This is a genomic window from Novosphingobium sp. PASSN1, assembly GCF_002278815.1.
In genome coordinates, this window is record NZ_NKIS01000003.1 from 1 (window position 1) to 26,815 (window position 26,815).

At 62.9% G+C, this 26,815-nt stretch carries 23 protein-coding genes; 13 read left to right on the plus strand and 10 right to left on the minus strand.

What is annotated here, in order from left to right; translation table 11 throughout:
* On the minus strand, nt 1-333 hold a 333-nt coding region (locus tag CFE35_RS05775; protein WP_292928931.1), incomplete at its 3' end, for a hypothetical protein.
* A 504-nt stretch (nt 334-837) separates the two neighbouring features.
* Here CFE35_RS05775 and CFE35_RS05780 point away from each other — a divergent pair.
* Both CFE35_RS05780 and CFE35_RS05785 read left to right on the plus strand, forming a co-directional pair.
* A complete protein-coding gene (locus CFE35_RS05780) occupies nt 838-4,119 on the plus strand; it encodes an FG-GAP-like repeat-containing protein (RefSeq protein ID WP_292928933.1) in 3,282 nt (1,093 codons plus the stop codon).
* Between the two features lie 197 nt (nt 4,120-4,316).
* A complete protein-coding gene (locus CFE35_RS05785) occupies nt 4,317-6,998 on the plus strand; it encodes an FG-GAP-like repeat-containing protein (protein WP_292928935.1) in 2,682 nt (893 codons plus the stop codon).
* Between the two features lie 27 nt (nt 6,999-7,025).
* Here the strand turns inward: CFE35_RS05785 and queA are convergent, their stop codons facing one another.
* The 6 genes from queA to CFE35_RS05815 form a co-directional block, all read right to left on the minus strand.
* Complete coding sequence (gene queA, locus CFE35_RS05790; protein WP_292928937.1) at nt 7,026-8,060, minus strand: tRNA preQ1(34) S-adenosylmethionine ribosyltransferase-isomerase QueA; 1,035 nt, start codon at nt 8,058-8,060, stop codon at nt 7,026-7,028.
* Nucleotides 8,061-8,081: 21 nt separating this feature from the next.
* On the minus strand, nt 8,082-8,804 hold the full coding sequence (locus CFE35_RS05795; RefSeq protein ID WP_292928939.1) for a peptidylprolyl isomerase: 723 nt from the start codon (nt 8,802-8,804) through the stop codon (nt 8,082-8,084).
* Between the two features lie 137 nt (nt 8,805-8,941).
* Nucleotides 8,942-9,466 carry a pantetheine-phosphate adenylyltransferase gene (coaD, locus tag CFE35_RS05800; protein ID WP_292928941.1) on the minus strand — a complete coding sequence of 175 codons (525 nt, stop codon included), beginning with the start codon at nt 9,464-9,466 and terminating at the stop codon, nt 8,942-8,944.
* On the minus strand, nt 9,467-10,384 hold the full coding sequence (locus CFE35_RS05805) for a farnesyl diphosphate synthase (protein ID WP_292928943.1): 918 nt from the start codon (nt 10,382-10,384) through the stop codon (nt 9,467-9,469).
* Nucleotides 10,381-10,635: an exodeoxyribonuclease VII small subunit gene (locus tag CFE35_RS05810; RefSeq protein WP_292929864.1), complete on the minus strand. Its 255-nt coding sequence runs from the start codon at nt 10,633-10,635 to the stop codon at nt 10,381-10,383. Before CFE35_RS05810 ends, CFE35_RS05805 begins: the two co-directional genes overlap by 4 nt.
* Nucleotides 10,636-10,737: 102 nt before the next feature.
* Nucleotides 10,738-11,205, minus strand: a complete 468-nt coding sequence (locus CFE35_RS05815) for a YbjN domain-containing protein (protein WP_292928945.1) — start codon at nt 11,203-11,205, stop codon at nt 10,738-10,740.
* Between the two features lie 173 nt (nt 11,206-11,378).
* Here CFE35_RS05815 and CFE35_RS05820 point away from each other — a divergent pair, with 173 nt between their 5' ends.
* From CFE35_RS05820 to purL, 3 genes are all read left to right on the plus strand, one after another.
* A complete protein-coding gene (locus tag CFE35_RS05820; protein WP_292928947.1) occupies nt 11,379-11,777 on the plus strand; it encodes a DUF2177 family protein in 399 nt (132 codons plus the stop codon).
* Nucleotides 11,778-11,781: 4 nt separating this feature from the next.
* Nucleotides 11,782-12,456 (plus strand): hypothetical protein, encoded by a 675-nt coding sequence (locus tag CFE35_RS05825; RefSeq protein ID WP_292928949.1) that lies wholly within the window; start codon nt 11,782-11,784, stop codon nt 12,454-12,456.
* Nucleotides 12,457-12,531: 75 nt separating this feature from the next.
* Nucleotides 12,532-14,730, plus strand: coding sequence for a phosphoribosylformylglycinamidine synthase subunit PurL (gene purL / locus CFE35_RS05830; protein WP_292928951.1), 2,199 nt, complete (start codon nt 12,532-12,534; stop codon nt 14,728-14,730).
* A 136-nt stretch (nt 14,731-14,866) separates the two neighbouring features.
* Here purL and CFE35_RS05835 read toward each other — a convergent pair whose 3' ends face one another.
* Together CFE35_RS05835 and serB are read right to left on the minus strand one after the other, a co-directional pair.
* The gene (locus CFE35_RS05835) at nt 14,867-15,691 is read right to left on the minus strand and encodes a Coq4 family protein (RefSeq protein ID WP_292928953.1); all 825 of its coding nucleotides are present in this window, start codon (nt 15,689-15,691) and stop codon (nt 14,867-14,869) included.
* Between the two features lie 75 nt (nt 15,692-15,766).
* On the minus strand, nt 15,767-16,660 hold the full coding sequence (gene serB / locus CFE35_RS05840) for a phosphoserine phosphatase SerB (protein WP_292928955.1): 894 nt from the start codon (nt 16,658-16,660) through the stop codon (nt 15,767-15,769).
* On the opposite strand from serB, the gene miaA reads away from it, so the two are divergent.
* From miaA to CFE35_RS05870, 6 genes are all read left to right on the plus strand, one after another.
* Nucleotides 16,653-17,624 (plus strand): tRNA (adenosine(37)-N6)-dimethylallyltransferase MiaA, encoded by a 972-nt coding sequence (miaA, locus tag CFE35_RS05845; RefSeq protein ID WP_292928957.1) that lies wholly within the window; start codon nt 16,653-16,655, stop codon nt 17,622-17,624. The genes serB and miaA overlap by 8 nt on opposite strands.
* A 254-nt stretch (nt 17,625-17,878) precedes the next feature.
* Complete coding sequence (gene ilvB / locus CFE35_RS05850) at nt 17,879-19,627, plus strand: biosynthetic-type acetolactate synthase large subunit (protein WP_292928959.1); 1,749 nt, start codon at nt 17,879-17,881, stop codon at nt 19,625-19,627.
* A gap of 13 nt (nt 19,628-19,640) precedes the next feature.
* Nucleotides 19,641-20,174, plus strand: coding sequence for an acetolactate synthase small subunit (gene ilvN, locus CFE35_RS05855; protein ID WP_292928961.1), 534 nt, complete (start codon nt 19,641-19,643; stop codon nt 20,172-20,174).
* A gap of 41 nt (nt 20,175-20,215) precedes the next feature.
* Nucleotides 20,216-21,235 (plus strand): ketol-acid reductoisomerase, encoded by a 1,020-nt coding sequence (ilvC, locus tag CFE35_RS05860; protein WP_292928963.1) that lies wholly within the window; start codon nt 20,216-20,218, stop codon nt 21,233-21,235.
* A 183-nt stretch (nt 21,236-21,418) separates the two neighbouring features.
* A complete protein-coding gene (locus CFE35_RS05865) occupies nt 21,419-21,703 on the plus strand; it encodes an I78 family peptidase inhibitor (protein WP_292928965.1) in 285 nt (94 codons plus the stop codon).
* 87 nt (nt 21,704-21,790) lie between these two features.
* On the plus strand, nt 21,791-22,444 hold the full coding sequence (locus CFE35_RS05870; RefSeq protein WP_292928966.1) for a YceI family protein: 654 nt from the start codon (nt 21,791-21,793) through the stop codon (nt 22,442-22,444).
* 40 nt (nt 22,445-22,484) lie between these two features.
* Here CFE35_RS05870 and CFE35_RS05875 read toward each other — a convergent pair whose 3' ends face one another.
* Nucleotides 22,485-23,624 (minus strand): epoxide hydrolase family protein, encoded by a 1,140-nt coding sequence (locus CFE35_RS05875; protein ID WP_292928968.1) that lies wholly within the window; start codon nt 23,622-23,624, stop codon nt 22,485-22,487.
* A gap of 198 nt (nt 23,625-23,822) precedes the next feature.
* Between CFE35_RS05875 and leuA the strand changes: the two genes are divergently transcribed.
* A complete protein-coding gene (gene leuA / locus CFE35_RS05880) occupies nt 23,823-25,493 on the plus strand; it encodes a 2-isopropylmalate synthase (RefSeq protein WP_292928970.1) in 1,671 nt (556 codons plus the stop codon).
* Between the two features lie 225 nt (nt 25,494-25,718).
* Nucleotides 25,719-26,765 carry an amidohydrolase family protein gene (locus CFE35_RS05885; RefSeq protein ID WP_292928972.1) on the plus strand — a complete coding sequence of 349 codons (1,047 nt, stop codon included), beginning with the start codon at nt 25,719-25,721 and terminating at the stop codon, nt 26,763-26,765.
* Nucleotides 26,766-26,815 lie beyond the last annotated feature (50 nt).

Consider the following 26,815-nt stretch of genomic DNA (forward strand, 5'->3'; position numbering starts at 1 on the left):
CACGCCCCACCTTCCGGCTTTCACGGAAGGCAGGAACCTTTTGGCGGGATATCGAGACGGTCGCAAGCTCAAAGCGCCCAATTTTGTACTTGTTTTGTTCCACAAAAAATCAGATGCGGCCTGTTCATATAAGATGGCGAGAATTGCGCGGCGGTTTGTTATTATTCCGGCAGCCTGGCCCCTGAAACCGGCGAAGATTGCCAAGATCACGATCAAGCCGACTGTCTCGTGGGTCCCGAAGATTGATCCGGCGAGGATCAAAAACACGAATGCGATTTTTAGGGCGACCGTCAGAAGGGCGGCGAGCAGAAGGATGGTCAGGATTTCGCGCATGGGCGTTTCTCCAATAAGAAAGCCCCCAGCGGTTAGCTGAGGGCGTCGGTGTGTGAACAGGCGTTCCGGCCCATTCAAATAAGGTGGCGTGTTCTGCGCGGCCTCGGATTGCATCAAGAGCAATTCGTGTCTGCTCTGCCGACCTCAGCGGCTCCTGATGCCGGCGGAAGCGAACTGCGGAATCCGCGATCCAGCGCCCTCGCCACGCGGGCCTAGCATTGGCGCCAGAACAGCAGCGACTCTTTGCCATAATAATTATGTTATTACAATACTTTAGCGAGACACGTCCGGCAGCCTCGCATAGGATAAAATCAACGCATTCTCTTTTGGCACCATTTCTCGTTCTATGATGCGGAGTCAGTCGCCTCGAAGGCTGGCGATTTTTTCCGCCGGCATTAGTATTTTCCTGTTCTTGGTCCACCCGACTATGTCTCGGAGCGTTTGGGACCTTGTGAAACGATTATAGAAATTAATTCAAATTATTATATTTTTTAGGATAAATAAATGGCTGATTATCAAGGCACAGAAGGCAAAGATATAATCAACCAATCGGATATTGGGATACCAAATTATTCCACTATATTTGGCAATGGCGGAGATGACGTTATTACCATCGCCTATGCTAATGCCGTAGGCGGGCCAGGGAATGACCGAATTATCGGAACTGTCGGCTATTCGACAGCAGCCTATCATGGCGCAACCAGTGGCATAACAGTGGATCTCTCAACCGGAATCGTTTTGGATGGAACTGGAGGCAAGGATACACTGATTGATATCCACACCGTTCACGGTACCAGTTTCGACGATATTTTTAAAGGCTCAGCCAGCGACGACCAGTTTTGGACTCTGGGGGGGAACGATACTGTAGATGGCGGCGCGGGGCTCGATATAGTCACATATTATCGGGTTGGGCTCGATGAAGTTTCGATTGCTTACGACAAGGTACTGGACCTTATCACAGTCACGCACAACCCGACTGATGCAGGAGCAGGCGGTTACGGGATTGATCATCTCAAAGGGATCGAAGCGATCTCGTTCGTAGGCTTGAATGGTTTATCCGTGACGCTTTCCAAAGAGGATATTTCAGGTCCCTTTGCAATGCCTGTTCGAATTCCGATGAGCAGCGCGCCGGGTAATGTGCAACAAGTCCTGTCGGGAGACTTCAATGGCGATGGTTTTATCGACCTTTGGATTAACCGCCTCGATGCCCCAAGCTCTGGGACCAAATCGACGCCAGTCCAAGTATTGTTAGGCGATGGCCAAGGTTCTTTTCGGGATGGTACAGCGAATATTTTCGGCTCTCTGATTCCGGAGGTGAATTATTCACCACGTATGATAGTCGCTGATTTCAACAATGATGGTCGCAGCGATATCTTTGCCGCAGATTTTGGTCTCGACACCGATCCGTTCCCCGGTGGTCAAAATCATATCTACCTAAGCAGTACGAGTGGCAAGATGATTGATGCAACCACCAACCTGCCACAAGGTCTATATAATAACCATGGCTTAAGTACGGCGGATGTAGACGGAGACGGTGACGTTGACATTCTCGTGAATGCACTGAGCGCAAAAGATGGCAATGCAGAGCAATTACTGATCAACGATGGTCGTGGCAATTTTACGCTGAAAACTGACGCCTTTCCGCACGTGATTCAGCAGCAGGGGAGCTATGCGCCCGGACACACTTGGTCGTTTATCGGCGACCTAGACGGCGATGGTGCGGCTGATGCGATTTTAGGCACCTGGGAAATCAACCCCTCTCCAAGTCAGTTTCTTAAAGGAGACGGCACCGGGCGGTTCGGGTTTTCGCAGATTGTGCCGCTTCCCGAAATTTCCGACATCGGTGACCCCGACATTACCGTGATGATCCGCAAACTCGACTTGAATGGAGATGCTTTACCCGATCTGGTGGTCTCGGTGACCAATGGCGGAAATCGTGGTGGCTTTTACAGGCTCCCGTATATCCAATTTCTTGTAAACAAGGGCAACGGCGTCTTCGAAGACCAGACAGGTTCGCGCCTGCTTCAGGATTCATCAGCACGCCCCGGGTACTGGTATAAATTCCTGGAGCCTATAGACGTCAATGGCGATGGCGCCGACGATTTGATCGCGGTCTACGAAAACGAAAAAATCGGCTCAGAGCTTTATTTAAACGACGGCAGCGGAAATTTCAGCAATACAAGAACTTTTTCCGGTTTGTACGTAAACGCGGTCGACATAGATAGCGACGGAATTTCCGAACTCGTTGGAGCGAGCGATTCACAGTTGGTCGTCTACCAGAATGATCTTTTTCGCCCCGGCGATGATACGGTTGAAGGAACGATCGGCGCAGACAAAATTGCCGGGGGCTTAGGCAACGATACGCTCAAGGGTTTAGTAGGAAACGATTCTCTTTTCGGCGGCGGAGGGACGGACACGCTTTCTGGCGGCGATGGCAATGATTATCTCATCGGTGGCGGGGATGCGGACTCGCTGAATGGCGGTGATGGCAAGGACAACCTTCAGGGTGGCGCAGGAAACGATCTGCTCGATGGCGGTACAGGCAGCGACACCGCTGACTATGCCGACAGCCTGAGTGCGGTAGCTGTCGATCTTGGCATCAAGGTTGCGCAGAACACCAAGGGTGCAGGCAGCGATACGCTCACCAGCATCGAGAACCTGACCGGTAGCAGCTATGCCGACACGCTGACAGGCAATGGCCTGGCGAACGTACTGGCTGGCGGTGACGGCATTGACGTCCTGAAAGGCAACGCGGGGAGCGACACCCTCGATGGTGGCGCAGGTGCCGACCGGATGTTCGGCGGCTCCGGCAACGACACCTACCACGTCGATGCCACTGGCGATCGCGTCTATGAGACGGCCACTGCCTCCGGCACCGACACAACTGACCTCGGCGGCTCAGATACGGTCAGCAGTTCGATCGGGTACGCACTCGGCAAGTTTATCGAGAATCTGACCCTGACCGGCACTGGAAGCTTTAGCGGCACGGGCAATGAGCTGGCCAACACGCTCTTGGGCAACGATGGCGCAAACTCACTCAAGGGTCTGGCAGGGAACGACATTCTGAGAGGCAATGCTGGTGGCGACAAGCTCGACGGCGGTCTTGGAGCTGACAATATGTTCGGCGGCGCTGGTAACGACACCTACTACGTCGAGAATGCCGGGGACCGGGTCTATGAAACCGCTTCGGTGGCCACCGCTGACAACACCGATCTTGGCGGCAAGGACACCGTAAGCAGCTCGATCGGCTTCACGCTCGGCAAGTTCTTGGAGAACCTGACACTGACCGGCACTGGAAACTATGGTGGTTCAGGCAATGAGCTGGCGAATACGCTCGTGGGCAACGACGGTGCCAACACCCTGCGGGGGCTCGGCGGAAACGACATCCTGAAGGGCGGCACTGGCAACGACAAGCTGTTCGGTGGCGCAGGCAAGGACGCGCTGACCGGCGGGGCTGGCAAGGACACCTTCGTCTTCGATACAGCGCCTACCAGCCGGGATACGATCACCGACTTCAGCCGCACAGAAGGCGACAAGATCCAGCTGAGCAGTGCGGTTTTCATAGGCTTTGCGTACACCGGCGTGCTCCACGCGGAGGACTTCTATGCCGCAGCCGGAGCCACCAAGGCGCACGATGCGACCGACCGGTTGATCTACAACACGACGACCGGTGTCCTGTATTACGATGCTGACGGGCTCGGAGGCACTGCCGCCGTCCAGGTCGCGCTGCTGGGTGCTTCGACGCATCCGGCACTGGTGTACGGAGACCTGCAGATCATCGCGTGAGGCTGCCCAGGGGAAAGGGCGTCCGGCTCAATCCCCTGGCAGCAGCAGGCCAAATCTGCCTAGTCTGACCTCTAATCTGCAGTAGCTAATAAAATTGGAGATAGGCGGTGCCGCTTAGTTCGCAGTCCACGCTAAATCCATTGCCGACTAGCGTGCAGTGGGATGAAGGGGGTTTCACTATAAAGGTCGCTGGATCGGTGTTTCATCCGACCAATGACGGTGCGGTCTTGGAGGGCGTTTCGGGCGATCTGACTGGCGATGGTTGGGCAGAAGTTGTCATTGGCGGCTGGTCTTATCGCGGCTTCGATGCGACGGGCACGCCGCCTTCAGTGCCCTTCCTGATCGTATCAACTGGGCCTGGCGGGGGCAAGTTGCTCGATGCCGCGACAGTGCTGGGCCGCGCGAGCACGCCGGGTACGCAATCGCTGCGCATGGGTGATTTCAACAACGACGGGAAGCTCGACCTGTTCGTGGACGGGCACAACGAAAGCCCGTTTTTCGACACCCAATCGACGCTTTACTTGAACAACGGCAACGGCACTCTCCGCCCGATCGATGCGGGTCCAAAGGGTACATTTCACAACGGCGAGATCGGCGATCTGAACGGCGATGGGAAGCTCGATTTCATTGGCGCGGGCTATTCGGTGGCAAAAGCCTTCGACCCGCGCCTGTATGCCCCCGGCAGTTATCAGATGCTGGACAACCATCAGGGCATCGTTGCGTTCCTCGGCGATGGTAGGGGTGGCTTCAAGGCGCTGCCCTTCAGCTATAACATGAGCCTTGCCGATGTGGCGTTGGGTAAGCCGGGCCGGATCAACTGGGGCCTCGCCAGCGATGCGACGACTGCAGACCTCGACGGCGACGGCAAGGCCGAGATCATCGCGGTCGACCTGCTCAATTCCGCCGATTCGAGCCCCACCGTGGGCAACAGCTGGATTTTCACCAATATCCGCAGCGATACCACCTCGATCTGGGGCGACCAGGTTGTGCTGCCAAAGCCCTATTTTGAGGGCAACGCCAAATACAGCGATGTGCCATCGGACCTTTCAACGCAGCGCTCCCACGATGTCGCGGTCAATCCCTTCGATTTCGACAACGACGGCGATCTCGATCTGGTGGTAAGCTCGATGATCTTCCACCAGAACGGCTACGGCGCTTCAATGCTGCAGTTTCTACGCAATGACGGAAAACTCAAATTCACCGATGTGACCGACACGACGATCTACAACAGTTATGTCGCGCGCGCTGATCCGGGCAAGAACCCGCAGCTCATCGATGTGAACGGCGATGCTTTCAAGGATATTGTGATCGCTGAACCGGGCACCTACGGGTCGGATGGAACGCTGGACAAGAGCTGGTCCAATGAGGTCTATCTCAACACCGGAAGTGGCAAGTTCGTCTCGGTGATGTGGAACCAGTTCCATGCGCTGACCGGAAAGCTTGCCGATGCGGCCAAGGCGTCTGGCCTGAACCTGTTCTATCCCGGCAACGTCGAGAGCGAGTTCTACCCCTATCTGACGCCGGACGGACGCCTTGGCTTCGTGACAACGACCAGCGGCTTTGCCAACGGTAGCGGGGCGTACACCCAGGTGGTCTTCACCGTGGAAGCCGACACGGCCATGTCCACCGGACCGGGGGGCATCAACCCCGCGCTGCAGGGCGCGCCGGGCTTCAGCGAGGTTTACTATCTGACCGAGCACCCCGATGTGGCGGCTATGGTCAAGGCTGGCACGTATGCCAGCGGGCTTGCGCACTGGCTCGCGGTGGGCAAGGCTGCGGGCTGGACCGGCTTTGCCAATGGCGCAACCGTGCGCGGCAGCGATGGGAAGGATACGATCACGCTGCGCGAGGGGGCCGAGACTGCCTATGGTCTTGCTGGCAACGATACCCTGATCGGGGGAGCTGGCAACGACACGCTGGCGGGTGGCGCGGGCAACGACCAACTTCTGGGCGGCAGTGGTTATGATACGGCCAGCTACACCGGTGCGACGTCTCGCGTGGTGGTGAGCCTCCTGCTCAAGGGCGCGCAGAGCACACTGGGGGGCGGAACCGACACGCTCGCGGCGATCGAGAACATTACCGGCAGCAGCTATGCCGACACGCTGACAGGCAACGGCCTCGCGAACGTTTTGGCTGGCGGTGACGGCACTGACGTCCTGAAAGGCAACGCGGGGAGCGACACGCTCAATGGTGGCGCAGGTGCCGATCGGATGTTCGGCGGTGTAGGCAACGACACTTACCACGTCGATGTCTCCGGAGATCGACTTTACGAAACGGCCACAACATCTGGCACCGACACGACTGATCTTGGCGGCAAAGATACCGTCATCAGCTCGATCGGGTACACGCTTGGCAAGTTTATTGAGAACCTGACCTTGACCGGCTCTGCCAACCTCGCAGGTACGGGCAATGCGCTCGCCAACACGCTGAACGGCAACGATGGGGCCAATACCCTCAAGGGTTTGTTGGGCGATGACATCCTCAAAGGTGGGGGCGGTAACGACAAGCTCTTTGGCGGCGACGGGAAGGACACTCTGTCAGGTGGGACCGGACAGGATAGCTTTGTCTTCAACACCGCACCGACCAGCCGGGACACGATCACGGACTTCAGCCGCGCCGATGGTGACAAGATTCAGCTCAGCAAGGCAGTGTTCAAGGGCTTCGCCTACACCGGCACACTGCACGCGGACGACTTCTACGCCGCTGCCGGATCAACCACGGCGCACGATGCCAATGACCGGGTGATCTACAATACCACCACCGGCGTCCTCTATTACGATGCTGATGGTCTGGGAGGCGCTGCCGCCGTCCAGGTTGCGTTGCTTGGCGCTTCGAAGCATCCAGCGCTGGCTTATGGGGATCTGCAGATCTTCGCGTGAGGCTGCCCAGGGGAAAGAGCGTCCGGCTCAATCCCCCGGCAGCAGCAGGCTCGAATCGCCATAGCTGTAGAAGCGGTATTCGTTCGCAACGGCGTGCGCATAAGCCGCCTGCATCCGCTCGATTCCCATCAGCGCACTGACCAGCATCATCAGCGTCGATTTGGGCAAGTGGAAGTTCGTCATCAGCCCGTCGATCGCGCGGAACCGGTAGCCCGGCGTGATGAAGATGCTGGTATCGCCCGCAAAGGGATGGATCACGCGGCGCTCATCCGCTGCGCTTTCCAGCAGGCGCAGGCTGGTGGTGCCCACCGCGATGATCCGCCCGCCGCGCGCGCGCACCGCATTGAGCCGCGCCGCCGTGTCCGGCTCGATCCGGCCCCATTCGGCGTGCATGGCATGGTCGTCGGTATCATCGGCCTTGACTGGCAGGAACGTGCCCGCACCCACGTGCAGCGTCAGCGTCTCGTGCCCGATGCCTGCCTCGTCGAGCGCCGCCATCAACTCGGGCGTGAAGTGCAGCGCCGCCGTCGGCGCGGCCACCGCGCCGTCTTCCGCCGCGAACATCGTCTGGTAATCCTCGCGGTCCCGCTCATCGGTCGGACGCTTGCCCGCGATATAGGGCGGCAGCGGCATCCGCCCTGCCCGCTCCAGCAGCACCTCGACCGGTTCCTCGCCGCCGAACGCCAGCGTCCAGCTGCCATCGCCGTGGCGCTCCTCGGCGGTCGCCGCAACGCCTGCGCCGAAATCGATCACGCTGCCCGGCTTCAGCCGCCGCCCGTTGCGCACGAACGCCTGCCAGCGGCGCAGGTCCATGCGCTTGTGCAGCGTTGCGCCGATCCGCGCATTGCCGACCTCGCCTTCAAGCTGCGCCGGGATCACCCGCGTATCGTTGAACACCAGCACGTCGCCCGCGCGCAGCAGCTGCGGCAGATCGCGGACCACCGCATCGGTGAACGGCCCTTCGGACCCAACCCCAAGCAGCTTGGCCGAATCGCGCGGGGCAGCGGGGCGCAGTGCGATGCGTTCGGGCGGAAGCTCGAAATCGAACAGGTCTACGCGCACGGGACGTTCAGCTGGCCGAAATCAATTGGACTGCGAATTGCTCAGCATGTCGGCGGTAAAGGTCGTCGGCGCGGGCGCGGCGGGCGGCGCTGGCGGAGCCTTGCCTTCCGAAGCGAGGCTGGCCTGCACGATCTTCGTGGGGTTCTTCGGCGGTTCGCCGCGCGTGATGGCATCGGCGATGTCCATCCCCGCGATCACCCGGCCAAAGTTGGTGTACTTGTGATCGAGCGCGAAGCGCGGATAGAACACGATGAAGAACTGGCTGTTGGCAGAGTTCGGCTCGTCCGTGCGCGCCATCGAAACCGTGCCGCGCAGATGCGGGATATCGTTGAACTCGGCCGTGAGGTCCGGCAGCTTCGATCCGCCCTGCCCGGTGCCCGTGGGATCACCGGTCTGCGCCATGAAGCCATCGATCACGCGGTGGAAGATCACCCCGTTGTAGAAGCCTTCCTTCGTCAGCGCCTTGATCCGCTCCACATGATGGGGCGCCCATTCCGGCATCAGCCGGATAGCGACGCGCCCGCCGTTCGAAAGATCGAGCAGCAGCACGTTATCGGGATCATGCGTGATATCGGCATCGACCGCATAGGTCAGGCCTTGCGCGTGCTGGATCGGATCGACCTTGATCGGCTTGACCGGTTCCTTGCCCGGCGCGCCCTGCGCAAACGCAAGGGAAAGCGGGGCGATCAGCGCCGTGCCGAGCGCCAGCCCGAACGCGACCTTCTTGAACAAACGCGAAGTCATCAAACCCATCGTCCTAACTACCTTGGCCCGATCACATCAGCCCTATGGGCGGCGGATAGGCCCCCGGCGATGACGCCGCAATGAACAAATGCCGCAGGCGCTGGGAACAAATGCCGCAAAAAAGCCAGCCGCCCGCCTCAGTAATCGCCCAGCTGGCCCTGCTGCGCCACGCGCTCTACCACTTCGTCCCGCACCATCGGCGTCACGAACTTCGTGATATCCCCGCCGAACAGCGCGATTTCCTTGACCAGCTTGGAGGCGATCGGCTGCAGGCTGACGTCGGCCATCAGGAACACCGTCTCGATCCCGTCGTTGAGCTGCTGGTTCATGCCCGCCATCTGGTATTCGTACTCGAAGTCCGCGACGGCGCGCAGGCCGCGCACGATCACGCTCGCGCCCTGCTTCTCGGCAAACTTCATCAGGAGGGCGTTGAAGCCCATGACGGTGACGTTTTCGATGCCCTGCGCCGCCACTTCGCGCGTGACCATCGCCATGCGCTCTTCGGGCGTGAACATCGGATTCTTCGAAGGGTTCGTCGTCACGCCGATGATCAGCTGGTCGACCAGCTTCGCGCCACGCCGGATGATATCGAGATGCCCGAGCGTGATCGGATCGAACGTGCCGGGGTAGACCCCGACCCTGTGTGCTGCCCCCGCGCCCATTCAACGATCCCTTTCAACAATGAACCAAGCCAGCGCGCGCAGCAGGTCCGCTTCCTCGCCATAAGGCGCGAGGAACTGCACCGCCTGCTCGACCAGCATCTGCGCCTGTTCGCGCGCACGCGCCGGGCCGAGCAGCGACAGGAAGGTTTCCTTGCCGGCCTGCTCGTCCTTGCGCAGCGCCTTGCCCGCCGCTTCCTCGTCGCCCTCGGCATCGAGGAGATCGTCGGCAATCTGGAAAGCAAGGCCGATATCCCGGGCATAGCCGCGCAAGTGCGAGCGCCCCTCGGCCGGAATGCGCCCGATGATAGCGCCCATTTCCACAGCCGCACTCAGCAGCGCGCCGGTCTTCAATTGCTGGAGCCGCGTCACCGTTGGCAGATCGAACGAGGCGGTTTCGGCGGCGATGTCCATCATCTGCCCGCCGGCCATGCCGTTCATCCCGCTGGCGAGCGCCAGCGTGCGCACCAGTTCGATCCGCACGAACGGATCGCCGGAAAGATTGGGATCGGACAGCACTTCGAACGCGAAATCGTGCAGTGCGTCGCCCGCCAGCACGGCGGTCGCTTCGTCGTACGCCACGTGCAGCGTCGGCTTGCCGTGGCGCAGCGCGTCATCGTCCATGCACGGCAGATCGTCGTGGATCAGCGAATAGACGTGGATCGCCTCGATCGCGGTGCCGACACGGATCGCCATCGCCCGGTCCGCGCCAAACAGGCTGGCGGTGGCCAGCACCAGCAGCGGGCGCAGGCGCTTGCCGCCGCCAATCGCGGCATAGCGCATCGCCTCGATCAGCCGGTCGCGCGGGTCATTCGCCAGCGGCAGCAAGGCATCGAAGCTACTGTCGATATCTTCGGCAATGCGCGTCAGCGCGGGGCGCAGCAGGTTCTGCCACGGATCGGTCCGCTGCATCGCGCTCATGCTGCACCTGCATCATCGAAGGGACGGGTGCCTGCCGCACCGCCCGCGCCATTTGTAACAATCGCCTCGATCCGCGCCTGCGCCGCATCGAGCCGCGTCTGGCAATGCGCACGCAGCGCATCGCCGCGCGCGTAAAGATCAATTGATTCGTCGAGCGGCGCCTCTCCGCTTTCCAGCCGGCGGACGATATCCTCCAGCGCTTTCAGGGCTTCCTCGAAACTCAGCGAGCCGATGTCGGTGTCTTGTGCCATCATGGGCAAGCATTGACCGGCGAGCCGCAGCGGGTCAAGCGCCCATGCCGCCTGACCCCGCCGGAAATCGCAGCTTTCCCCCCGCGCGAGCGAAGCTTCCGCCTACTTGCGCCGGACGTACTTTTCGAACTTGGCCATGATCGCCACCCAGAACTCGACATTGTCTGCGAACAGCAGATCGCTCATCCCGCCATCGTCGAGGTCCAGATCCATTTCGAGACGGGCCGAGCCGTTATCGGCCAGATAGCCGCGGCCAAACCGGTTATCGCGGTTCCACTGGTTCATCGCCGCCAGCGAGGCATTGGACGGCTTGTCAAACCCGGCAAAGAACTGGACCGTCGTGCAGTTGACGCCCTTCTTGCAGCCAAAGAAGAAGACGAGGAACGTTGAGCCCGAAGAAGCCGAGGTGATGTAGGGATCCCCGCTCTCGTCCTTGCCCAGTTCCGCCCGGTAGCCCATCTTGACCATCGCCTTGGCGACCAGCGCCGGGTCCGCTGCGGTCACCGTCGCCATGGCCGGAGTTGCCACGAACGCGGCCAGTGCGGCCAATCCTGCAAGAAATCCCTTCATCGCCAACTCCCCATCTCGCCTGTGCAAGCAACTCCAGATCTTGCTCGCTGCTCACCTGTGCATGCTTCCGTCTGAACAAAAAGTTCTGTCATCTGTCAGACGCGAAATCCCTTAGGCGAAACCATTGACGCGCAGTCCTTTGCCGGTCAAGCATCGCGGGCGGAAGGACATGCATGCAACTGGTCATCGCTTATACTGTCGCCGCTGTGGTGTTTGGCGCGCTCGACGCGATGTGGCTCGGCTGGGCAGGTCCGAATCTCTATCGCCCGGCCTTGGGGGATCTCCTCGCCCCCAGCTTCCGGCTGGCGCCTGCAGGCATTTTCTACCTCGCCTATCTCGCCGGCATGGTCTGGTTCGCGATCCGGCCCGGCCTCACGTCCGGCCTGAGTGCAGCGGCGCTGAACGGCGCGCTGCTGGGCGCGCTGTGCTACGCGACGTATGATTTCACCAATCAGGCCACGCTGGCCCGCTGGCCGACTTACGTGACCGTGATCGACGTTTGTTGGGGCGCCTTCGCCACGATGACGGCCGCTGTCGCCGCCACATACGCCGCCCGCACGTTCGCCGGATAGCACCATGTTCATCGGTCACTATGCCCCGGCATTCGCTGCCGCTGCCATGCGCAAGGCCCCTTCGCTGGCCGTGCTGGTCGTCGCTGTGCAAGTGCTCGATTTCGCCTTCTTCGGCTTTGCGCTGGCGGGCATCGAACACTACCGCATGGTGCCCGGCTTCACCGCCAGCAACTGGCTCGACCTTTACGACATGCGCCTCAGCCACAGCCTGCTGGGCACGGGCGTGCTGGGCGTGCTGTTTGGCGGCCTTGTCCTTGCGGTCACGCGCAGCCGCGCCGCCGCCGCCATCGCCTTCGCCTGCGTCCTCTCGCACTGGCTGGCGGATTTCATCGTCCACGCCCCCGATCTCACGCTGGCCGGTTCGCCGCCGAAGCTCGGCCTTGGTCTGTGGAACCATCCGCTGATCGAACATGGCCTCGAAGTCGTGCTCGCGTTCGGCACGCTCGCCTTCTACGCCGCGCGCACGCGTGCCGCCGGTCCGCGCGCGGGCCTGTTCCTTGGCCTGTTCGCAGGCGTGCTCGCGCTGTTTCAGCTGATCGACTGGTTCAGCCCGCGCACCACCGAAGTCAGCGCAGCACAGCCGCTGCTGGCGCTGTTCGCCTTCACCGTGCTGAGCGCGCTGGCCCTGCTGGTCGAGGCGACGCGCTCCAAGGTTACCAGCACACAGCGCTTTTCTTGAGGCTGGCGCCTCTCTTCAGACTCGCCCTGTTCTTGAGACTCGCAATGCCCGCGCTGCTTGGCTAAGGGCGCATTCATGGCCGAGATCACTGCAGAAACCGTCGCCGCCCACGGGCTTTCCGAAGAAGAATATGCCCGCGTGCTCCACGCGCTGGGGCGCGAGCCGAACCTTGTCGAGCTCGGCATCTTCTCGGTCATGTGGTCTGAGCACTGCTCCTACAAATCGAGCCGCATCCATCTGAAGAAGCTGCCGACCGAGGCGCCCTGGGTGATCTGCGGCCCCGGCGAGAACGCGGGCGTGATCGATATCGGCGATGGTCCGGACGGCACCAAGCTTGCCGCGATCTTCAAGATGGAAAGCCACAATCACCCCTCGTACATCGAACCCTATCAGGGCGCGGCGACGGGCGTGGGCGGCATCCTGCGCGATGTGTTCACGATGGGCGCGCGCCCCGTGGCCAACATGAACGCGCTGCGGTTCGGCCGCCCCGATCATCCCAAGATGAAGCACCTCGTGCAGGGCGTCGTCGCGGGCATTGGCGGCTACGGCAACTGCGTCGGCGTGCCGACCGTGGGCGGCGAGACCAACTTCCACCCCGCCTATGACGGCAACATCCTCGTCAACGCGATGACCGTGGGCGTCGCCGATCAGGACAAGATCTTCTATTCCGCCGCAACCGGCATCGGCAATCCGATCGTCTACGTCGGCTCCAAGACCGGGCGAGATGGCATCCACGGTGCCACGATGGCCAGCGCCGATTTCGGCGAGGATTCGGAAGCCAAGCGCCCCACCGTGCAAGTCGGCGATCCCTTTACCGAAAAGCTGCTGATCGAAGCCTGCCTCGAACTCATGGCGACCGACGCCATCGTGGCCATTCAGGACATGGGCGCGGCGGGCCTCACGTCCTCGTCGGTGGAAATGGCGACCAACGGCAAGGCCGGCATCATTCTCGACATGGACAAGGTGCCCTGCCGCGAGGAGGGCATGACGCCTTACGAGATGATGCTCTCGGAAAGCCAGGAGCGCATGCTCATGGTGCTGAAGCCCGGCAAGGAAGCGATGGCCGAGGCGATCTTCAAGAAGTGGGAACTCGATTTCGCGGTGATCGGCGAAGTGACCGACACCGGCCACATGGTCCTCACCTTCCAGGGTGAGACGGTGTGCAACATCCCGCTCGGGCCGCTGGCCGAAGACGCCCCGCTCTATGACCGCCCAGCGATGAGCCTTGCGGACTACAAGGCATGGTCCGGCGTGAAGCCGCTGGGCGACGTTCCCGCCAGCGCGGACCTTGGCGCGGATCTCCTCAAGCTCATGGGCTGCCCCGATCTCGCCAGCCGCCGCTGGATCTGGGAGCAGTACGATTCGCAGGTCGGCGCAGACACACTGCAGAAGTCGGGCGGCGATGCGGCCGTCGTGCGCCTCCACGGCACGCAGAAGGCGCTCGCGATGAGCACCGATTGCACGCCGCGCTACTGCTATGCCGACCCGTTCGAGGGCGGCAAGCAGGCGGTGGCCGAGACCTACCGCAATATCTCGGCCGTCGGCGCGACCCCGCTCGCGATCACAAACTGCCTCAACTTCGCCAATCCGCAGCGCCCCGAGATCATGGCCCAGATCGTCGAAGCCCTGCGCGGCATGGGCGATGCCTGCCGCGCGCTCGACTATCCCATCGTCTCGGGCAACGTTTCGCTCTACAATGAGAGCAAGGCCACCGGCGGCGGCTCGGCCATTCTGCCAACGCCTGCGATCGGCGGCGTCGGGCTGATGGAAAACCATGAAACGATGGCGACCATTGCGTTCAAGGCTGAAGGCGAGGCCATCTTCGTAATCGGCCACAGCAACGGCCACCTCGGCCAGTCGCTCTGGCTGCGCGAAGTGCATGGCCGCGAGGAAGGCGCGCCCCCGCCGGTCGATCTCGCCGCCGAACGCGCTCATGCCGAATTCGTCCGCAAGCTAATCGGCGAAGGCAAGGTCAGCGCAGTTCACGACGTTTCCGACGGCGGCCTACTCGTCGCGCTGGCGGAAATGGCGATGGCAAGCGGCATTGGCTGCAAGATCGAGGAAATTGGCGATCACTTCACCGCATTCGGCGAGGATCAGGCCCGCTACGTCGTGACGAGCGCCGTGGCCGAGACGATCCAGGCCGCGGGCATCCCGATGACGCGCATCGGCACCACGGGCGGCAGTGCCGTCAGCGGGCCGGGCTTCGCGGTGGACATCACCGACTTGCGCGCGGCCAACGAGGCGTTCTTCAAGGATTGGATGGAGGGGTGAAAAACCCCTCCGACCTGCCTGCGGCAGGCCACCTCCCCGTTTGTGCTCCGCAAAAACAGGGAGGATCTAAGCACTCCCCGTTTTCACGAAGTGCAAATGGGGAGGTGGCAGCGCGAAGCGCTGACGGAGGGGTAACTTAAGCCGCCTTCTTCCCCAGCAGATCGTAAGGATCGACGCCCATCGATCCCCACACCGCATGCGCGGCGCGGTAATGCATCGCGGGCGTGATGTTCAGCTTGCGGCGAACTTCCTCCAGCGGCAGCGGCAGCAGATCGGTGATCGCCTGCTCGGCAATGCGCGGGCAAGCCTTGCCCAGTCCCTGGGCCTCGCGGATCGCGCGCAGCACCGGGGCGCTGCTCTTGACCTGCTTGCCGATATTCAGTCCGGCCATATAGCCGATGAACAAGTGCGCCGGCGAAGGCTGCTGGCTGTAGGTGAACGCAAGCACGCAGGCCTCGCCCAGCGCATCGCGGCCATAGCCGGTGAGAACATGAAGCATATCATGCACATCGCGCATGCGGTTCATGTACCACTGGAACTGGTCGACATACTTGGGCTTGTCTGCCGCAAAACGGTCGAACTCATCGACCAGCCCCTGCGCGGTGAGGCCTTCGCCTTCCATGAAATCGCAGTAGGCATGCGCGAGCGAGCCTTCCGGCATCCGGCGCAGCGCTGCGTGATCGTCAAGGATTGCGGGCAGGAACGGCTCGCGCACGCGCAGGTCCATGCCCTTTTCCGAAGTCAGGAAGCGCTCGCCCGCCTTGCGCAGATCCTTCCACGGCAGCGATTCGAAGATGCGGAACACTTCTTCGGTATTTTCCTTGTCCTTCAGCAGCTCACGAAAATGATGCAGCGCCTTGCCCGGACGCAGTTTCAGCTTCGGGCGGCGCTCGTCATAGAGCGGCAGGCAGTGGAAATCGCGTGAGGTGTCAGCTTCGAAAGTGGCAGCAAGGGCGTTCACACGGTGTCTCCGCAGAATCAGGTTGTGGCGCCGTACTAACACCAGTGTTAATATCGCGTCAAGACCACCTCAGGATCATGACACCCAGTCTTCGCGCGCGATGCCGTAAAGCGAAAGGATCGCGGTCAGGTCGCCCCGCTCGATCCACCCATCCGCCGCCGCGCGCGCCTTGGGCTTTGCGCGGTAGGCAATGCCGTGGCTGGCCGCTTGCAGCATCGGAATATCGTTCGCGCCGTCGCCAGTGGCGAGACTGCCCACGCCCGCGCCCAGCCGCGCCGCTTCATCCAGCAGCACCTGCCGCTTGACCGAACTGTCGACGATCCCGCCGACGACCTCGCCCGTCAGCACCCCGCCGTGCACGCCAAGGCGATTGGCCACGACATGCTCGAAGCCCAGCTGCTGCGCCACGGGATCGGCAAAGGCGTGAAAACCGCCCGTTACCAGCACCGTCCGGCAGCCCTTGGCCTTCAGTGTTGCCACCAAAGTCCGCGCGCCTTCCATGGGGCGGATGCGCTCCTCAAGGCACTGCGCAATCGCGCTTTCCGAAAGGCCCTTGAGCAGCCCGACCCGCTCATTGAGCGCGGCAGAGAAATCCAGCTCTCCGCGCATCGCCCGCTCGGTGATGGCGGCAATCCGTTCTTTCAGTCCGGCAAAATCGGCCAGTTCATCAATGCATTCCTGCCCGATCATCGTCGAATCCATGTCGGACACGAACAGGCGCGGCACTTCGATGGCCTCGCGCGAAAGCAGCAGGTCGCACACCGGAAAGCACTGTTCCAGAACGCGCCGCACCGCGTCCGCATCGGGCGAAGCGGCTTCCTCGATCAGTTCCAGTTCCAGCACGTCGTCGCACGCGTCCAGCATCCCGGCCCCGGCCACTTCCCAGCCCGCGTCCTCGATCTGCTCCATGGCGAGCGCAAGATTGTCACCAAGCGTCTCTTGCTCTGCTATCAGACGTGCGATGAGCACCGATCTTTCCCCTTCTGATGCAGCCAATCATTCAGTTTCCAGGCCGCCGCTCGCGCTCATTGCAGGGCCGACCGCCAGCGGCAAGAGCGATCTCGCCGTGCGCGCTGCGCTGGCAGCGCAGGCCGCCGGAACGCGGGCCGTGGTGATCAACGCCGATAGCGCGCAAGTCTACGCCGATCTCGCCGTGCTCAGCGCGCGCCCCACCGCAGCGGAGATGCAAGGCGTGCCGCACCGCCTGTTCGGCGCGTGGGACGGAGCGGAAGCGTGCTCCGCCGCAGACTGGGCCGCAGCCGCCCGCGCCGAAGTGGCCGCCGCACACGCTGCAGGCGCACTGCCCATCCTCGTCGGCGGGACCGGTCTTTATATCCGCACGCTGCTCGATGGGATCGCGCCTGTGCCGCCCATCGATCCGCACGTCCGCGCTGAAGTCCGCGCCCTGCCCGTCTCCGAAGCCTACGCCGCCCTCACCCGCGAAGACCCCGCCCGCGCCGCCGCGCTCGCGCCCGCAGACGCCGCGCGCATCGCCCGCGCACTGGAAGTCGTGCGTTCCACCGGCAGGCCGCTGGCCGCGTGGCAGGCCGAAACCGTCGGCGGCATCGGCCACATGGTCGCGCTGCGCCCGCTGATCCTGATGCCGGACCGCGCGTGGCTCTACGTACGCTGCGACCGGCGCTTTGCGCAGATGTGGCAGGGCGGCGCGGTGGCCGAGACCGAGGCTCTGCTCGCCCGCCAGCTCGATCCCGCGCTGCCCGTGATGCGCGCCATCGGCGTGCCCGAAATCAGCACCTACCTTGCCGGATCCTGCAACGAGGCCGAAGCCATCGCCGCAGGCAGCCAGGCCACGCGCCGCTATGCCAAGCGGCAATACACCTGGCTGCGCCACCAGCCACCGGCCGCATGGCCTCGGGTGGTGTTGCAAAGTTCCCCGCCAGACACTCTCGTTGAAGCATTATTACGCGATTAGCGGTTGACACGGCATTTTATGTCGTCTACCACGCGTTCACCGTAGCACATGGATTCCAGTCCCTGCTGCGGTCTTGTTGGCCCGGTGCAGTCCGTATCTGCCCCGGGCCGCATTTTTTGCGGGTTTTCGTGGGTGAACACCCACAATTCGGCAGATTTTGGTTTGAACGGCAGGACGGCGCGGCTAACGCGCCCGCTTGAAACGGCCACTCGGGGTCAACCTCAGGCAGCCCGGGTCCGGAAAGGGAATTGAGCGTGAAGAACGAGCGCAGCGGCGCGGAAATCCTGGTCGAAAGCCTGGTCGCACAGGGGGTCGAATGCGTGTTCGGCTATCCCGGCGGTGCGGTGCTGCCGATCTATGACGCGCTGTTCGGCGAAGAACGCATCCGCCACATCCTCGTCCGCCACGAAGCCGGCGCGGCTCATGCAGCCGAAGGCTATGCACGCGCCACCGGCAAGCCCGGCGTCGTGCTCGTCACCTCCGGCCCGGGCGCGACCAATGCGGTCACCGGCATTGCCGATGCGTTCATGGATTCGATCCCGCTCGTCGTCATCACCGGGCAAGTGCCCACCGCTCTGATCGGGTCTGACGCGTTTCAGGAATGCGACACGGTCGGCATCACCCGCCACTGCACCAAGCACAACTATCTGGTGAAAGACCCGGACCAGCTGGGCGAAATCGTCGAGGAAGCGTTCCGCATTGCCACGCAAGGCCGCCCCGGCCCGGTTGTGATCGACATTCCCAAGGACGTGCAGATCGGCATGGCCGCGTGGACCGGCAAGCCCGCCCGCACGCGCACCCGCTATCAGCCGCAGATCGAGGCCCCCCGCGAAGATATCGCGCAGGCCGTGCAGATGATCGCCGCTGCGCAGGCCCCGATCTTCTACACCGGCGGCGGCGTGATCAATTCGGGGCCGGAAGCGACTGCCCTGCTGCGCGAATTGCAGACGCTCACCGGCGCGCCGGTCACCTCCACGCTGATGGGCCTCGGCGCGTTTCCGGCGGAGCATCCGGCGTGGCTTGGTATGCTGGGTATGCACGGCACCTACGAATCCAACATGGCAATGAACCGCGCCGATCTCATCGTCGCCATCGGCGCGCGCTTTGATGACCGCGTGACGGGCCGCCTCGATGCCTTCTCGCCCAATTCCAAGCGCATCCACATCGATATCGACCGCGCCTCGATCAACAAGACCGTGCGCGCCGATCTGCCCATCCTCGGCGATTGCGCGAAAGTGCTGCGCCAGCTGATCGACGCATGGCACGCGGCCAAGCACGAAGCGGCGGAACTCACCGAATGGTTTGCCCGCATCGATGGCTGGCGCGCCCGCCAGTCCCTTGCCTACCCGCACCGCAGCGAAGCGATCATGCCGCAACATGCGGTCGAGCGGCTCTATGCCCTGACGCGGAAGCACGATCCGATCATCACGACGGAAGTGGGCCAACACCAGATGTGGGCGGCGCAGTATTTCCACTTCTCTGGCCCCAACAAGTGGCTGACCTCGGGCGGGCTTGGCACGATGGGCTATGGCCTGCCTGCCGCCGTCGGCGCGCAAGTCGGCTGCCCGGATGCGCTGGTGATCGACATCGCGGGCGATGCCTCGATCCAGATGAACATCCAGGAGCTCGGCACCGCGACGCAGTACCGCCTGCCGGTCAAGGTCTTCGTGCTCAACAACGAGTGGATGGGCATGGTCCGCCAGTGGCAGGAACTGACTTACGAGAGCCGCTATTCGAATTCGTACTCGGACAGCCTGCCCGATTTCGTGAAGCTGGCCGAGGCTTACGGCTGGAAGGGCATCCGAATCACCGATGAGAGCGAGCTTGATGCGGGCATCCAGGCGATGATCGACCATCCGGGTCCGGTCTTCGTCGATTGCCTCGTCGCCAAGGAAGTGAACTGCTACCCGATGATCCCCTCGGGCGCGGCGCACACCGACATGATCCTTTATGGCGACACCGTGTCCGGCACGATGGACGACGCCGCCAAGGCGCTGGTTTGAGGAGGCCGAGCCAATGACCGCCGAAACCGCCATCGCCGCCGCAGCCAATGACAGCGAGCGCCACGTCCTCACCATCACCGTCGATAACGAAGCGGGCATTCTCGCCAAGATCGCGGGCCTGTTCACCGCGCGCGGCTACAATATCGACAGCCTGACCGTGGCCGACATCACCGATGGCCACGATGTCAGCCGCATCACCATCGTGACGCACGGCCCGCCCGAGATCATCGACCAGATTCGCGCCCAGCTCGAACGGCTGGTGCCGGTGCACAAGGTCGTCGATCTCACCGAAGTCGGCCCTTACGTCGAGCGCGAGCTGGCGCTTATCAAGGTCGCGGGCAAGGGCGAAAACCGCGTCGAGGCACTGCGCCTTGCCGATGTGTTTCGCGCCAAAGTCGTCGATACCACCACCGCCAGCTTCGTCTTCGAGCTGACCGGCGCACCGGAAAAGATCGACAGCTTCGTCAGCCTGATGAAGGAACTCGGCCTTGTCGAAGTGGGCCGGACCGGCATCGTCGGCATGATCCGCGGCGCCGCTGCAGCTTGATATCCCCTTTCTTTTTAACGACATAGAGAACGGAACTGAGAATGAAGGTCTATTACGACGCCGATTGCGATCTGAACCTCATCACGGGCAAGAAGATCGCCGTGCTCGGCTATGGCTCGCAGGGCCACGCCCATGCGCAGAACCTGCGTGACAGCGGCGTCAAGGACGTCGCCATCGCGCTGCGTGCCGGTTCGGCCACCGCCAAGAAGGCCGAAGCCGCTGGCTTCAAGGTGCTGAGCAACGCCGAAGCCGCTGCATGGGCCGATATTCTCATGGTCCTCGCGCCCGACGAGCATCAGGCCGCGATCTATGCCGAAGACCTGCATGCCAACATGAAGCCCGGCGCCGCGCTCGCTTTCGCGCACGGCCTCAACGTCCACTTCGGCCTGATCGAGCCGCGCGCCGATATCGACGTGATCATGATCGCGCCCAAGGGCCCCGGCCACACCGTCCGCTCGGAATACGTGCGTGGCGGCGGCGTTCCCTGCCTCATCGCCGTCCATCAGGACGCGACCGGCAACGCGCATGACGTGGGCCTTGCCTATGCATCGGGCGTCGGTGGCGGCCGTTCGGGCATCATCGAGACGAACTTCAAGGAAGAATGCGAGACCGACCTGTTCGGCGAGCAAGCCGTGCTGTGCGGCGGCATCACCCACCTCATCCAGGCCGGGTTCGAGACGCTGGTCGAAGCCGGTTACGCGCCGGAAATGGCCTATTTCGAGTGCCTCCACGAAACCAAGCTGATCGTCGACCTGCTCTATGAAGGCGGCATCGCCAACATGCGCTACTCGATCTCGAACACCGCCGAATACGGCGACATCAAGACCGGTCCGCGCATCATCACCGACGAGACCAAGGCCGAAATGAAGCGCGTTCTGGCCGACATCCAGTCGGGCCGCTTCGTCAAGGACTTCGTTCTCGACAACCGCGCCGGTCAGCCCGAACTCAAGGCCGCCCGCAAGGCTGCTGCGGCCCACCCGATCGAAAAGACCGGTGCCCAGCTGCGCGCGATGATGCCGTGGATCGGCGCCAACAAGCTGGTCGACAAGGCCAAGAACTGATCCGGGAACTCCCGCAAGGGACCGAAAACAGCGAGGGCGGGTCTCCACCGGAGGCCCGCCCTTTTCGTTGCCGCGTTCGTTTCGGCCAATCGACGAACGGCATACACCGCCCGCCCATTGCCGGTTGCGAGGCAGTCGCAAACCCGATACCTCCATTTTCGAAGTATCGGGGAAAACCATCGCATGAAGTTCCGGTTTGGCGCGGCGGCGCTGGCTTTTTTCCCGCTTTGCGCCGCATGGGCAGACGCGCCCGCGCCGCCGCCGGATACCTGCCGCCTCACCACCACCGAACATTTCATCGGCGCCAAGGCGATCAGCCAGGTTCGCCGCGCGGTGCAGCAGATCGCCCGGCCCAATCCCGTGCGCTGGATCACCCCGGGTCAGCCCATCACGCTGGATTTCAGCGCCCGCCGTCTCAACGTGATTCTGGATGAGAGCGGCCGCATCGCCGCCATGCGCTGCGGCTGATCACCCCGGTCGGGCCACCGCAAGCCTCTTGCCAACCCGCCTGTTACCGTGGCAGCCCCTCCGTCAGACCCTGACCGGAGACTGCCGATGATCCGCTTCCCCCGCGCCGCCAAACTTGCCCTTCCCCTCGCCCTTGCCGCACTGGCTGCGCCCTCGCTCTCGCAGCTCCCCAGCACGCCTCCGGGCGCACTCGACAAATCGCGCGTCACCGCCGGGAACTACACCGTCGACGCCACCCATTCGATGATCGCGTGGCGGGTCAACCACCTCGGTTTCAACGATTATTTCGGCCTGTTCGGCCAACTTGGCGGCGCGATGGCGTTCGATCCCGCCAACCCCGCCGCCACAAAGCTGACAGCGACGATCCCGGTCTCAAAGGTGGTGACCGTCGATGCCGCACTCACTGCCCACCTCACCAAACCCGGCGCTGACGGCGCCAAGCCCGATTTCTTCGGCCCCGCCATGCCGGACGCCGTCTTCGTCTCGACCAAGGTCACGCCCGGCGCGGACGGCACCAACGCCACCGTCGAGGGCAACCTCACCCTCAACGGCGTCACCAAGCCCGCCACTTTCAGTGCGCAGTTCACCGGCGCGGGCACCAATTTCTTCAACAAGGCCGCCACTATCGGCTTCCACGGTCAATCCACAATCAAGCGCAGCGATTTCGGCCTTGGCTTTTTCGCCCCGCTGGTGGCGGATGAAGTGAAGCTCGACATCACCATCGCCTTCGAGAAGAAGTAAGCGTGTGCGGGGCGGCTGCAGCGCCGCCCCGTCACCTTTGTCAACGCATCAGCGAAAACGCCGTCCGCAGTTCGCCCACAAACGCTTCGGGCTGCTCCCACGCGGCAAAGTGCCCGCCCTTCGCCATCTCGCCCCAGTGGACGATGTTCGAGCAGCGCCGCTCCATCCACTTGCGCGGGGTGGGCAGCACTTCCTTGGGAAAAGCGCTGACCGCCACCGGCAAGGTGATCGGACCGGTTTCGCCGCTGCCAAAGCTCTCCCAATAGAGGCGCGCCGACGAAGCCCCAGCCGCCGGCAGCCAGTAGAGCATGATATTGTCGAGCATGGCATCGCGGCTCAGTTCGCTTTCGGGCATCCCGGCGTTGTCGGTCCAGGCCCACATCTTCTCGTAGATCCAGCCCGCCAGCCCCACCGGCGAATCGACCAGCGAATACCCGATGGTCTGCGGCCGGGTGGATTGCTCCTTCGAGTATCCCGAATCCCACTCCTGATAATATTGCAGCGCGCCCAGCGCCTTCAATTCCGCCGGAGACGGGTTCGCCATGTCCTCCGGCAGCGGGCGCGCGATGGGCATGTTGAGGTGCAGGCCCGCACAGCCAGCCACGTTCTGCGCGCCGATATGCGAGGTCACGATCGAACCCCAATCGCCCCCTTGCGCAAACCACCGCGCATAGCCCAGCCGCGCCATCAGCACGCCCCACGCCCGCGCGATTGTCTCCACGCCCCAGCCATGCTTCGCGGGCTTCCCCGAAAGGCCGAAGCCCGGCAAGCAGGGGATCACCAGATGGAAGGCATCGTCCGCGCTGCCGCCATGCGCTTCCGGATCGGTCAGCGCATCGATCACGCCGCGAAACTCCAGAATGGAACCCGGCCAGCCATGCGTCATGATCAGCGGCGATGCGCCCTCGTGCTTCGAGCGCACATGCAGGAAGCGGATCGCCACTCCGTCGATGTCCGTGGTCCAGAGACCCAGCCCGTTCAGCCAGGCCTCGCACTTGCGCCAGTCATACCCGTGCCGCCAATAAGCCACGAAATCCTGCAAGGCCGCCAGCGGCACCCCTTGCGTCCAGTCGTCCACCGCCTCCTTTTCCGGCCAGCGCGCCAGATCCAGCCGCGCGTGCAAATCATCCAGCGCTTCCTGCGGCACCCGGTACTCAAACGGCTCGACGGCTTCAGACATACGGCTCTCCCTTTATGCTTTCATTCTGGACAAGCGCAGCGCCTTTCACCATAGGCTAAAAGCATGATCGCCGCTCTGGACCTTACCCTGCGACTTATCCGCCCTTGGGCGTGAAGAGAGGCGGCCAGCGGGCGCGCCTTTAGCGCCCAAGGGTCACACCGCCACGAAATCGCAATTGCCAGATCCGAAAGCAGTCCCATGTCCATGCTCAAGAATCCCTCGGTCAAGTACCGCCCGTTCCCGCAGGTTCCGCTGGAAAACCGCCAGTGGCCCAGCCGCACGATCACCCATGCCCCGCGCTGGCTTTCGACAGACATGCGCGATGGCAACCAGTCGCTGATCGATCCGATGGACGCGGACAAGAAGGCGCGTTTCTTCGATCTGCTCGTCAGCCTCGGCCTCAAGGAAATCGAAGTCGGCTTCCCCAGCGCGGGCGCGACCGAGTATGATTTCATTCGCGGCCTCGTCGATCACGGCCGCATCCCGGATGACGTGTTCGTCCAGGTGCTGACGCAATCGCGCGAAGACCTGATCAAGACTTCGTTCGAAAGTCTTGCGGGCGCGAAACAGGCCATTGTCCACGTCTACAACGCGGTCTCGCCGCTGTGGCGCAAGGTCGTGTTCGGCATGGAACCCGCCGAGATCAAGGAAATCGCCCGCGCTGGCGCCACCTTCCTGCGCGATCAGGCCGCCCGTTTCCCCGAGACGGATTGGCATTTCGAATATAGCCCGGAAACCTTCTCCACCGCCGAACTCGATTTCAGCATCGAATGCTGCGAGGCGGTGATGGATATCCTCCAGCCGACCACCGACAAGCCGATCATCCTCAATCTGCCCGCGACGATCGAGGCGGCCACGCCCAATATCTACGCCGACCAGATCGAGTACTTCTGCCGCAACCTGCCGAACCGGGATCGGGCGATCATTTCGCTCCACACCCACAACGACCGGGGCACCGGCGTCGCTGCTGCCGAACTTGGCCTGATGGCGGGCGCGGACCGCGTCGAGGGCTGCCTGTTCGGCAATGGCGAGCGCACCGGCAACTGCTGCCTCGTCACCGTCGCGCTCAACATGTATACGCAGGGCGTCGATCCGGGCCTCGATTTCTCGGATATCGACAAGGTGATCCAGACGGTCGAGTACTGCAACCAGCTCCCCGTCCACCCGCGCCATCCCTATGGCGGCGAGCTTGTGTTCACCGCCTTCTCCGGCAGCCATCAGGATGCGATCAAGAAGGGCTTTGCCGCGCGCGAAGTCCAGAACGACGAGATGTGGGCCGTCCCCTACCTGCCCATCGACCCCGCCGATCTCGGCCGCAGCTACGAAGCGGTCATCCGCGTCAATTCGCAGTCCGGCAAGGGCGGCTTCGCGTGGGTGCTCGAACAGGATCAGGGCCTCAAGCTGCCCAAGAAGATGCAGGCGCACTTCTCGCGCCACGTGCAGGAACTCGCCGACGAACTGGGGCGCGAACTGCAGGCGGCGGACATCTGGACCGTGTTCCAGAAGACCTACCACCTCGGTGAAGAGCAGCGCTTCACGCTCGTTGACTACGAGGAAGCCCGCGCGGGAGACGGCACCCGTGTCTTCGCCGGCAAGATCGCCGTCGATGGCGAAGTGCGCTCGGTTTCGGGCCGCGGCAACGGCCTGATCTCCTCGGTCGTCGCCACGCTCAAGGACGGCTTCGGCATCGAGATCGACGTGCGCGACTACGCCGAACACGCCCTCGGCGCCGGCAGCGATGCGCGCGCCGCCGCCTATGTCGAATGCACTGGCCCCGCTGGCAAAGTCATCTGGGGCGTCGGGATTGACGAAGACGTTGCCACCGCGAGCGTCCGCGCCATCCTCAGCGCAGCAAACGCGGCGGGCTGAACCCGCGCCAGCTCCTCCCCATTTTTGCGCAGCACAAATGGGGAGGTGGCCCGCCGCAAGGAGGGTCGGAGGGGTAACTGAAAAAGTAGCCTCCGGCGGGCAAGGGCCATTGCGCTTGCATCCCGAAAACTGGCCTCACCACCAGCCCTGCCCCCCTTCCCTTTCCCCCAACCTTCGGCATACTCCCCGAGCGCGCCCGTAAGAGGCCGACCACGAGAGAGAGCCATGCCTGAAGCCATCATTGAACCCGATCTGCCGATCATCGACCCCCATCACCACTTGTGGGACTTGCGCCCGCTGGTCGCCTCGTTCCCGCAGCCGCTGCATCCGTTTGTCGAAACGCTGGTTCCGGCGGCCTACTACAACTTCGATACGCTCCACGCCGATACTCACAGCGGGCACAACATTGTCGGCACCGTGTTCATGGAATGCGGCGCGTTCTATCGCCACGGCGCGGATGCGGCGATGAAGCCGGTCGGTGAGGTCGAGTTCGTGAACGGCGTCGCCGCGCAAGGCGCGAGCGGGCTTTACGGCGATTACCGCCCTTGCGCCGCGATCATCGGCCATGCCGACATGACGCTGGGCGACGGCGCGGTGCCGGTGCTGGAAGCCCTTGCTGCTGCTGGAAACGGCCGCTTCAAGGGCATTCGCCATCAGGCCGCATGGGATGCCGATCCCGAAGTGCTCGGCCCCCCGTTCCACGCGCCCGCCGGGCTTTACACCAGCGATGGCTTCCGCGCCGGGTTCAAGCACCTCGGCAAGATGGGCCTCACTTTCGATGCCTGGCTGCTCGAACCGCAGCTGCCCGATGTTATCTCCCTCGCCCGCGCCTTTCCCGATCAGCCTATCGTGCTCGATCACTGCGGCACCCCGCTCGGCGTCGGTCCGTACAAGGGCAAGCTGCACGAGCGCTTCGACGTCTGGCGCGACAACATCCGCGAACTCGCCAAGTGCCCCAATGTCTCGGTCAAGCTGGGCGGCCTCGCCATGGCGTTCTGTGCGATGCCGGAGCAAGGCCCCGCCGCAGGGCTCGGTTCCGAAACGCTGGCGGCGATGTGGCGGCCCTATATCGAGACCTGCATCGATGCCTTCGGGCCGGAGCGCGGGATGTTCGAAAGCAACTACCCGGTGGACCGCTGGGGCGCGACCTATCCGGTCCTCTGGAACACGTTCAAGCGCCTCGCCCACGGTGCCTCAGCGGATGAAAAGCGCGCCCTGTTCGCGGGCAATGCGGCGCGGGTTTACGGGATCGAGTACCTGCTAGCAGCATAAGCTTCGGGCCTAGCCTTTAAGGGAGCGGCGCTGCGGTTTGACAGCGCCGC

What these genes read in the sequence shown, in the direction of transcription:
- CFE35_RS05780 (WP_292928933.1), top strand. Translation starts at nt 838, where the DNA reads ATGGCTGATTATCAAGGCACAGAAGGCAAAGATATAATCAACCAATCG.
- CFE35_RS05795 (WP_292928939.1), bottom strand. Translation starts at nt 8,804, where the DNA reads ATGACTTCGCGTTTGTTCAAGAAGGTCGCGTTCGGGCTGGCGCTCGGC.
- coaD (WP_292928941.1), bottom strand. Translation starts at nt 9,466, where the DNA reads ATGGGCGCGGGGGCAGCACACAGGGTCGGGGTCTACCCCGGCACGTTC.
- CFE35_RS05805 (WP_292928943.1), bottom strand. Translation starts at nt 10,384, where the DNA reads ATGAGCGCGATGCAGCGGACCGATCCGTGGCAGAACCTGCTGCGCCCC.
- CFE35_RS05810 (WP_292929864.1), bottom strand. Translation starts at nt 10,635, where the DNA reads ATGGCACAAGACACCGACATCGGCTCGCTGAGTTTCGAGGAAGCCCTG.
- CFE35_RS05815 (WP_292928945.1), bottom strand. Translation starts at nt 11,205, where the DNA reads ATGAAGGGATTTCTTGCAGGATTGGCCGCACTGGCCGCGTTCGTGGCA.
- CFE35_RS05820 (WP_292928947.1), top strand. Translation starts at nt 11,379, where the DNA reads ATGCAACTGGTCATCGCTTATACTGTCGCCGCTGTGGTGTTTGGCGCG.
- CFE35_RS05825 (WP_292928949.1), top strand. Translation starts at nt 11,782, where the DNA reads ATGTTCATCGGTCACTATGCCCCGGCATTCGCTGCCGCTGCCATGCGC.
- purL (WP_292928951.1), top strand. Translation starts at nt 12,532, where the DNA reads ATGGCCGAGATCACTGCAGAAACCGTCGCCGCCCACGGGCTTTCCGAA.
- miaA (WP_292928957.1), top strand. Translation starts at nt 16,653, where the DNA reads ATGAGCACCGATCTTTCCCCTTCTGATGCAGCCAATCATTCAGTTTCC.
- ilvN (WP_292928961.1), top strand. Translation starts at nt 19,641, where the DNA reads ATGACCGCCGAAACCGCCATCGCCGCCGCAGCCAATGACAGCGAGCGC.
- ilvC (WP_292928963.1), top strand. Translation starts at nt 20,216, where the DNA reads ATGAAGGTCTATTACGACGCCGATTGCGATCTGAACCTCATCACGGGC.
- CFE35_RS05865 (WP_292928965.1), top strand. Translation starts at nt 21,419, where the DNA reads ATGAAGTTCCGGTTTGGCGCGGCGGCGCTGGCTTTTTTCCCGCTTTGC.
- CFE35_RS05870 (WP_292928966.1), top strand. Translation starts at nt 21,791, where the DNA reads ATGATCCGCTTCCCCCGCGCCGCCAAACTTGCCCTTCCCCTCGCCCTT.
- CFE35_RS05875 (WP_292928968.1), bottom strand. Translation starts at nt 23,624, where the DNA reads ATGTCTGAAGCCGTCGAGCCGTTTGAGTACCGGGTGCCGCAGGAAGCG.
- leuA (WP_292928970.1), top strand. Translation starts at nt 23,823, where the DNA reads ATGTCCATGCTCAAGAATCCCTCGGTCAAGTACCGCCCGTTCCCGCAG.
- CFE35_RS05885 (WP_292928972.1), top strand. Translation starts at nt 25,719, where the DNA reads ATGCCTGAAGCCATCATTGAACCCGATCTGCCGATCATCGACCCCCAT.